Raw genomic sequence first — 7,701 nt, 5'->3', positions numbered from 1 at the left:
TTCATTTAATCCTTGCTTGCTCATGTCATCTGTCTTTAGTTAAAAAATAAAAAGATCTGGTATCATAGCGAAAATTTATATTCAATTCAAGATAGGTTCATGAACTCTCATTATATTAAAGTTTAATATCTTGTTTACAATCAAATTAATTATTTAAATTTATTATTATTTCCATAACTGATATAATGTGTTTTTAATTAATTTTTTATAGACTTATGGGAAATATTAGTTTTTGGTTTTTTTCTAAGCTACCCAACCAACTCCCCAAAACCCCTCGGTTTATAAGTAGTTGTGCACAAAGTCCTCTTGCAAGGCCTGTGCTTACTTCGATCCAAAGTATAATAACAATACTTGGCCAACAAAAATCTTCCTTTACTAGAAAAGTAAAAGCTACAACGAAGCCTATTGGCACTTTTCTATGGAGAAGTTTTTATTCTCGTTTGTGTAGAGTATTAAAAAAAATAGGATTACTTTCTTCTTTCTTATCTATCTTTAAAGATGCAAAAATCATTTGCAAAGCATTTCCACCACCATATGAAAAAAAGCAAAAACCTTCATGTATGAATCTTTCTATTATTCCTGAAGAATCAGAACCACTAGATTTTGTGACAAAAGCTTTTTGTGTCTCCTCACAAATAGCTCATTCAGAAATCCTTCCAAAACAAACAAAAGAGTTAGTGTTTTACTTTCCTAAGGCATCTGTGTCCTATCCTATGAATGAAGAAACTCGACCATTGCAATTACAAACCCCTAATCTTCAAAAAGCGCAAGTTTCTTATTTTCCTTTGCCTGTTATTCATATCAGTCAAGAAACCTTTTATGAAAATATAGAAATACTTTCTCCTTTAAACCCTCTTATAAAAGCTCAGAAAGCACAAATCACTTACACTCCTTGGCCTACTATTCATGAAGAATCTGTGCTTAGTACCTTGCTCCAAAAATCACAGGTTACAAAAGAAGAATTCTTTGGAGCAGCTTCTGAGTTATTTGAAAAAGAGCTTATAGAGAGAATGCAGTCTTGGGAACAAGTCTCTTTACCAGAGAATCTAACACAGCCGGATCTTTTACATGCATTTGCCTTAATGGGTCATGGAATAACTACTGATAATTTAAATCAGTTGTTAATAAGGGTTAATCAAGGTGAAGTTTATTTACAGTTATCTAAAAAAGCAGAAGATCTCTCTCAGTTATCTACTCAGGATATAAAGAAGCTAGTGGATTTTTTCCGTAACCCACTAGAACATTTATTGCCGGGGGAAGCAAAGATTTTATGGGAAGAATTGGAAAAAGTATTAGGCCAACTTCCCAAGGATTTTAATAGTAAACGTGTAGCCTATACGAAATATGAATACCACATACATAGGTTAGCTGAGGAAGCTAAAAGTTTTATAGAAGAGGAAAAAAAACTTCTTTTCTTGGCCTCTTCTGAACAGATAGCTAAGTTTGCAGGTTATGCCAAGCCCGATACTATTTGTAAAAACATGATCATCCCTATTCTTACTAAAAAACATGGTCTTATCTACCATAAACTAGAAGATCATATTAATGAAAAGGGCTTGCATTGCTATTTATTTAATCCTATAAATAAAGAGCTATCTCTTCCAGCTCAATTGATTTTTAGAGGAACTGATGGCATAGAAAGTATGAAACGCGACATCTTAGACACTAATGGTATTGGAAAAACCGTTTTTGATACCCATAAAGAAAAAATAGCTACAATGATAAATAGCTATTGCAAAGCAACAGAAAAGCCAGCTTTAGAAATCTGTGGGCATTCTTTAGGTGCAATAGATGCACAAAGGGCTTTGGCTTTTTGTGTAGAGCTTTTTAACGAAAAAGTTAGGTATCCTCCTATTTCTAAATTATCCCATATCTCTTGTTCTGCATTTTGCTCCCCTAAACTAGATGATCTTACAATTGATCAATGGGAAAAAGAAGTAAATAAACTTAAGAGTTCTGCGTTAGAGCTTGAGCTTAACTTTGCCTATCACGAAAAAGATATAGTGACATGGGTGGGCTATAAAAATTTATTCATACCAGAGGATTTAACAACTCAGGCAAATTTACAAGCAAATTACTTACATGTTACTTCACCTTCTGGTCTTTTAACAACCATACACCACAGAATACCATTCTTCAACGGTGCACGATTTGATTCAACCATCGACAATCGTAAATATGATTTTTACACAAAAACAAAATTAGCTGAGCTGAAAACAAAACAAGCTGAATTAGAAAAATTGAAGAATGAGGTACTTGTCTTTCTTGATACAGAAAAAGATCGAAACAATAATCCATCAATAGACTTAAACTCTCTTGAGAGACTAAATACAACCCTAGATTCTATCCATGCATCTGATGAAAATGAACCTTTTGTTATGATAGATTTTGGAGAAACCGAACAAGCTTTACAAGCTATAGAATTAAGTATGAATGAAGCATACTGTCTCAAAGAAAAAATCCATGTTAATCAAACAGGACTTTCTTCTAAAGATTCCTGGTTAATCTACCTTTTGGAAAAAGCGTTAATATCCCCTACTCAAACAACGGTTTCCTATTTGCTTTAAGGATTAATCGCCACATCTGCTGCACAACGAAATCCATAGGTTCCATTCATGGTTCCTGGGTTGTTTCTATGCCTATGAGAACATCTAAGGTCTTCTTTTAAACTCTTCCAGCACCCTCCACGCAGTACGCGATATACCCCTTGTGGTGGTCCTTGAGGATGATTTGGTTCTTGGATGGACAGATCGTAATACTGATAATCATACCAATCTTGACACCACTCGTAGACATTGCCTGCCATATCATATAGTCCGTATTCATTAGGAGGATAGCTAAGCATAGCTGTAGTATCGGAACTGAAGAAGTTAGCCTGTGTTCGATCTATATCTTGTCCTGTTGGATAAAGAAAATCTTCTTTTCCTCCATAAGAAGCAATTTCCCATTCAGCTTCGGTTGGAAGTCTTTTTCCTATCCATTTAGCATAAGCTATAGCTCCATACCACGTAATGCCTACTACAGGGTGTTTAGCATAACCTGATTCAATACTAAGTTTTCCTCCACTGCGTTTAATTCTAGATTCACGCAAACGGATGATATCATTATTTTGCCCATCTTTTTCTCCTCCCATCACTTCTAAAAAACGGGCAAATTGCTCATTTGTTATAGGATGAATATCTAAAGCAAAAGAATGCATGTGGATTGAATGTCGAGGATGTTCATCACGTGCACCTTGATTACTACCCCTCAAATAAACACCGGAGGGGATGATGACCATATTGGTTAAAATGGGTTGAATAGCTTTTTCTACTTGTGGTTTTGGTTTATAGGGAGAAACCGTCATTTCTGCTTGAAAAATAGCCCCGGGATCTGGTTCAAAAGAGGGTCTTGTGAGCTCTTGGGGATTTAAGATGGGTTTAGCGTGACAGGCTGTGGTAAAGGAAAATTTAGTCCCCATAATGTATTTTTCTGCTTGTAGTCTTTTTAAATGCGCTTCACAAGAGGAAAGAGCAGAAATATTGACCAGTTCGCTCATTTTTTCTTGAAGGGGCCCTAAACGCATTTCAGGCTCTGTTTGCAAGCAACTACAAATTAAAGCATCCCATTGCCATTTAAGATCAGAGATTTTTTGAGAAGGAAGATCGAAAAAACCTTCAGGAAACTTACGCATCAAAAGATAATATAATAACACGCCAAAAGCCCATACATCTGCTTTAGGCTGGCTTGTCCAATTAAATTGCCTTTTTTGCTCTGGAGATAAAAAGGGGAATTGTTCGACAAAAGAACGGTGGACTTCTTTAGCACAAGCTTCATCCCAAGGTCCTATTGCATAATTTTTACCATTTGTATCACAACCGATTTCTAGGCTGTAAAAAGAGCTCATTGCATGATAGATGCGACTCAAGACAGCAAGCGGTCCAATGATCTGTGATAAACCAAAATCTGTTATAATAGTTTCTGGTCCTTTAGAGGTATAACGAACTAAAATATTACTGAGTTTCAATGTTCCATGAGCAAGTGGTTTTTCTTGGATATGCGCATAATCAAGAGCAGAACTCACTTGTTGAGCAAAACAGAGAATGGTCTCTTCTGGCAAATCAGGAAATTTCTGTAAAAATTGCGATAGATTTAAGCTGGGTTGTTGATCTTCGTCTAAAATAGCTTCTATAATAATTGCATAGCGCTTATCTAAAAATAATGCGTTATAAATTTTTGCGATATGAGGATGATTTAAATGAGCTAGTTGAACAATGTGTGTTTCAAATCGGGTAATAAAATCGGCATCAGAAGAGAGCTCTTCGGGTAAAATTTTTACAATGTACTGCTTTTGCAATAAACGATGTTCTGCAAGATAGGTCTGTCCTAAGGCCCCTCGTCCCAAAGGTCTTAATAACTCATAATCCCCGAAGTGAGTCATTATCATAAATTATCTCTCCTTTGATTTTAGTTTTTTTAAAGAACACCTAAGAATTTTGCTAGATACCATGCAATAATCAACACAAATGCAGCAATACCAACCCATAGCAAATTGGGTAACCATTTAACCCCCCCACTCATACTACCGCGTACTTCTAAAGTTCCAATACCATAAGAAAATTCATGCTTCTCTGCTGGCATATGAAAAACTTGAGGATTTTGACGAATCATGTGCTCAATGTCTAATCCTAGAAACTGAGCATATTGCTTCATAAATCCTAAAGCGTATACTCCAGAGATATATTGGTCGATCTCTCCTTCTTCAATTGCTTCTAGATAACTAGAACGAATAGAGGTTGCATTCTCTGCTTCTTTCAATGATATATCCAATTCTTGGCGTTTAGCTTTAAAAAGCTCTCCTACACCTTTAAGTTCTGCACCCATACCTCTCCTTTAAAATTTCAAGCAATATCATGAATAATATTCCTATCTTAGGAAGCATCATAGCATTTTAATTGCAAATCTATCCTTGTTTTTTTTCAAAATCAATGTAAAATTACCATAATCTCATTATTTTTAGATTAAAATGACATTTCAAAAACGCTCTTGTTTTGTAACAACCATGGATCTTAAGCTGAAAGATCATCTGCGTGAAGATCTCATCGATCAAGGATTTACCCTGACTACACCTGCTTATACGTTTTTTTCAGCAAAAAAAAAAGGAATTAGTTGCACTTTGTACACATCTGGAAAACTGATGATACAAGGAAAAGAAATGGATGAGTTCATTAGATTTTATATTGAACCTCAAATCCTACAAACATTTACTTATTCAAATCCAGAGCCAACGGACACTTCAGAGAGAATTGGGGTAGACGAAGCTGGTAAAGGGGATTTTTTTGGTCCCTTATGTATTGCAGCGGTATACGCAGATAAGAAAAAAATCCAAGGCTTATTAGCCTTAAGGATACGAGATAGTAAAATACTTTCCGATCCTGCAGTGATAGCACTTGCCTCTAAAATCAAAACCATCTGCCCTCATACACTTGTCATTCTCAAACCTAAAACCTACAACCAGCTCTACGCTCGTTTTCAAAATCTTAATCGCCTATTGGCATGGGGGCATGCAACTGCTATTGCAGAGCTTGTGCAAAAAACACATTGTAAACAAGTGATTATTGACCAGTTTGCCAATGAAACAGTTATTTTAGACGCTATAAAACAAAAAAAACTCGACTTAGAATTGACACAACGTCATCGAGCTGAAAGTGATTTAGTCGTGGCTGCTGCTTCCATTTTAGCGCGAGCTGCCTTTTTACAAGGGCTTTATGATTTACGCCTATTTTATAAAATCCAGCTCCCTAAAGGGGCGTCTCAAGAAGTTATTCGAGTAGGAAAAGCCTTTTGTTCCAAGCATAGCAGCTATTTATTAGAAGAGGTAGCCAAACTGCATTTTAAAACTCTACAGGAAATTTTAGCGCATTAATTCGAAAGAATCGATAAAGGTCTTATAGCTTGCTTCATCATAATATTGCGCTTCACATTCCATTGCCATTAGATAAAAACTATTTTTTACCATCAAAGCTCTTCCCTTAAAATACATCCCTTCTTTACAGATAAACAAATCTAGTACGGTATGACCATTTACTAAAGAGAGCTCATGAGTAAGGCCTGGATTATGTTTAAGAAGACCTTCTACAAAGCCTTCTAAGTTTTTATTCGCATAGGTTTGATCCACAAAGTCTGGATATTGAGCAATTAACAATAAAAATGTGGTTTTTTGATCTATTGCAGAAATATAAGCGTCGTATTTTAAATCAAATCCTATTTCAGGAAGGCGTAATTTTTCTGATAAATGATCTGGGTATTTAGGAAATTTCATACAACATTCACCGTTGAGAGAACGAAACTCCTGCCAATGATTCTTTGCCTTACTAACTTCTTTGCTAAGAACCACTTCTTTAGCATCCAGAGAAAAAGATGTAAGCGCTAAGCCCAAAACACAGCAGAGGCCTCCTGTTTTTAAGATGGAATATAGTTTTCTCATAATCTAATCTCCTAATATATTTTAAGTCTTTGTAATAAACCAGCTGATCACTCCGCTCATCAATATAGATAAAATTGCCACTGCTATAATGGGAATGATGATATTTAAGAATCCTTTCCAAATGGAAAACCCTTGAACTTCCCTAAGACCCTGTATCAGAATAACAAAAGACCAAATAGCTGCAACCCACTGCCCTAACATAACTAGTAGAAACAGGCCTGTTTTATTTGCCAATGTGACCTCTGCAGGAAAATCCGAATAGAAAGCTTGTTCTTTAAATACGCCAATCAAAAGTAGCCATGCCAATATGTTGATTACTACCGGTAAATTCGACCAGGCAACAACACATCTAACTTGTTTAAAAGGAGCATTCCCTCCTATAAGGCGCGCACACCAATGTAAAATATAAGCGGTAATGGTAATAGATATTAAACCAAATACTATACCTAATAGCAAAGAGCCAAGCAATATAACCCATAAAGGATAGAGGGTAATTAAGGAGAACATCTTAGAAAAACTTAATGCTATAGTAATCCCATAAATCCAAGAAAGCCTGTTAAATCCATAGCTTGGATCCTTAGCTACAAGGGCTTGAATGGTTGCTCTGGGTTTGGTCCAAATATCGCGCCAAGGATGCATATTTACCCTCTTTATTTATCTTCATAATAAATTCAAAAATATAACTAATCAATAACAAACTATGAATGATTTTAATTTAATTAATAACTCGTTGCAAAACAACATAATAAAAAAGCCGTTATTTTTGTAAATAACGGCTTTCATAAATTACCTGTTTTTAAAAGATTATTTTTTAATTAATTATGCAGTCTATCTTCTTCTTCTAGAAGCCTTAAATCTTCTTCTATACTGCTATAATCCTCATCTTCGTCATCAAATTCGATTACGATATTTGAAGTATCTTGATTGGAATAAGCGAAAGAACTTGTAAGTAAAGCGCAAATGAATCCTAAGCGAAGTATCATATTATCCCCTAAAAGATGTTTGAAAACTCATCTTTACAAATTGGTCGATGATTTTCAATAGATCTCTTGCATAACTTTTAGATATACTAGTGCCGATTCAAACGGCTAGCTTAATGGGATTTAAGTCAACGACTTGAAACTTGTCGTTTATCCTATATTTTCGGTATCTCTTCTAAGAAGAATCCTCTAATTGCCTGAAAAAAAGTCACCGACGTTTCGTAATATCGATTGTATACCGTCTTTTCCTTTAAG

General features: G+C 35.3%; 8 protein-coding genes. 2 read left to right on the top strand and 6 right to left on the bottom strand.

Annotated features, from left to right (window positions below; genetic code table 11):
- Positions 1-205: 205 nt before the first annotated feature.
- The gene (locus RHOW815_RS05670; protein ID WP_215217365.1) at positions 206-412 is read right to left on the bottom strand and encodes a hypothetical protein; all 207 of its coding nucleotides are present in this window, start codon (positions 410-412) and stop codon (positions 206-208) included.
- Positions 413-560: 148 nt separating this feature from the next.
- Between RHOW815_RS05670 and RHOW815_RS05665 the strand changes: the two genes are divergently transcribed.
- Complete coding sequence (locus RHOW815_RS05665) at positions 561-2,567, top strand: hypothetical protein (protein ID WP_215217364.1); 2,007 nt, start codon at positions 561-563, stop codon at positions 2,565-2,567.
- Here the strand turns inward: RHOW815_RS05665 and RHOW815_RS05660 are convergent.
- Both RHOW815_RS05660 and RHOW815_RS05655 read right to left on the bottom strand, forming a co-directional pair.
- Positions 2,564-4,426, bottom strand: a complete 1,863-nt coding sequence (locus RHOW815_RS05660; protein WP_215217363.1) for a bifunctional serine/threonine-protein kinase/formylglycine-generating enzyme family protein — start codon at positions 4,424-4,426, stop codon at positions 2,564-2,566. The genes RHOW815_RS05665 and RHOW815_RS05660 overlap by 4 nt on opposite strands.
- 29 nt (positions 4,427-4,455) lie before the next feature.
- Positions 4,456-4,863 (bottom strand): helix-turn-helix domain-containing protein, encoded by a 408-nt coding sequence (locus RHOW815_RS05655; RefSeq protein ID WP_215217362.1) that lies wholly within the window; start codon positions 4,861-4,863, stop codon positions 4,456-4,458.
- A 142-nt stretch (positions 4,864-5,005) separates the two neighbouring features.
- Between RHOW815_RS05655 and rnhC the strand changes: the two genes are divergently transcribed.
- Positions 5,006-5,905, top strand: a complete 900-nt coding sequence (gene rnhC / locus RHOW815_RS05650) for a ribonuclease HIII (RefSeq protein ID WP_215217361.1) — start codon at positions 5,006-5,008, stop codon at positions 5,903-5,905.
- On the opposite strand, the gene RHOW815_RS05645 is transcribed toward rnhC, so the two are convergent.
- The 3 genes from RHOW815_RS05645 to RHOW815_RS05635 all read right to left on the bottom strand — a co-directional run bounded on the left by RHOW815_RS05645 (position 5,894) and on the right by RHOW815_RS05635 (position 7,449).
- Positions 5,894-6,466: a hypothetical protein gene (locus RHOW815_RS05645; RefSeq protein WP_215217360.1), complete on the bottom strand. Its 573-nt coding sequence runs from the start codon at positions 6,464-6,466 to the stop codon at positions 5,894-5,896. The genes rnhC and RHOW815_RS05645 overlap by 12 nt on opposite strands.
- Positions 6,467-6,487: 21 nt before the next feature.
- A complete protein-coding gene (locus tag RHOW815_RS05640; protein ID WP_215217359.1) occupies positions 6,488-7,105 on the bottom strand; it encodes a Yip1 family protein in 618 nt (205 codons plus the stop codon).
- Positions 7,106-7,281: 176 nt separating this feature from the next.
- Positions 7,282-7,449, bottom strand: coding sequence for a hypothetical protein (locus tag RHOW815_RS05635; RefSeq protein WP_215217358.1), 168 nt, complete (start codon positions 7,447-7,449; stop codon positions 7,282-7,284).
- Positions 7,450-7,701: the final 252 nt, after the last annotated feature.

The organism is Candidatus Rhabdochlamydia sp. W815, assembly GCF_018642185.1.
Classification (GTDB): domain Bacteria; phylum Chlamydiota; class Chlamydiia; order Chlamydiales; family Rhabdochlamydiaceae; genus Rhabdochlamydia; species Rhabdochlamydia oedothoracis.
This window is presented reverse-complemented; position numbering and strand designations above follow the sequence as displayed.

Excerpts from the sequence above, each read along its gene's own strand:
- RHOW815_RS05655 (WP_215217362.1), bottom strand. The coding sequence starts at position 4,863 with ATGGGTGCAGAACTTAAAGGTGTAGGAGAGCTTTTTAAAGCTAAACGC.
- RHOW815_RS05635 (WP_215217358.1), bottom strand. The coding sequence starts at position 7,449 with ATGATACTTCGCTTAGGATTCATTTGCGCTTTACTTACAAGTTCTTTC.
- RHOW815_RS05645 (WP_215217360.1), bottom strand. The coding sequence starts at position 6,466 with ATGAGAAAACTATATTCCATCTTAAAAACAGGAGGCCTCTGCTGTGTT.
- RHOW815_RS05665 (WP_215217364.1), top strand. The coding sequence starts at position 561 with ATGAATCTTTCTATTATTCCTGAAGAATCAGAACCACTAGATTTTGTG.
- RHOW815_RS05640 (WP_215217359.1), bottom strand. The coding sequence starts at position 7,105 with ATGCATCCTTGGCGCGATATTTGGACCAAACCCAGAGCAACCATTCAA.
- RHOW815_RS05660 (WP_215217363.1), bottom strand. The coding sequence starts at position 4,426 with ATGATAATGACTCACTTCGGGGATTATGAGTTATTAAGACCTTTGGGA.
- rnhC (WP_215217361.1), top strand. The coding sequence starts at position 5,006 with ATGACATTTCAAAAACGCTCTTGTTTTGTAACAACCATGGATCTTAAG.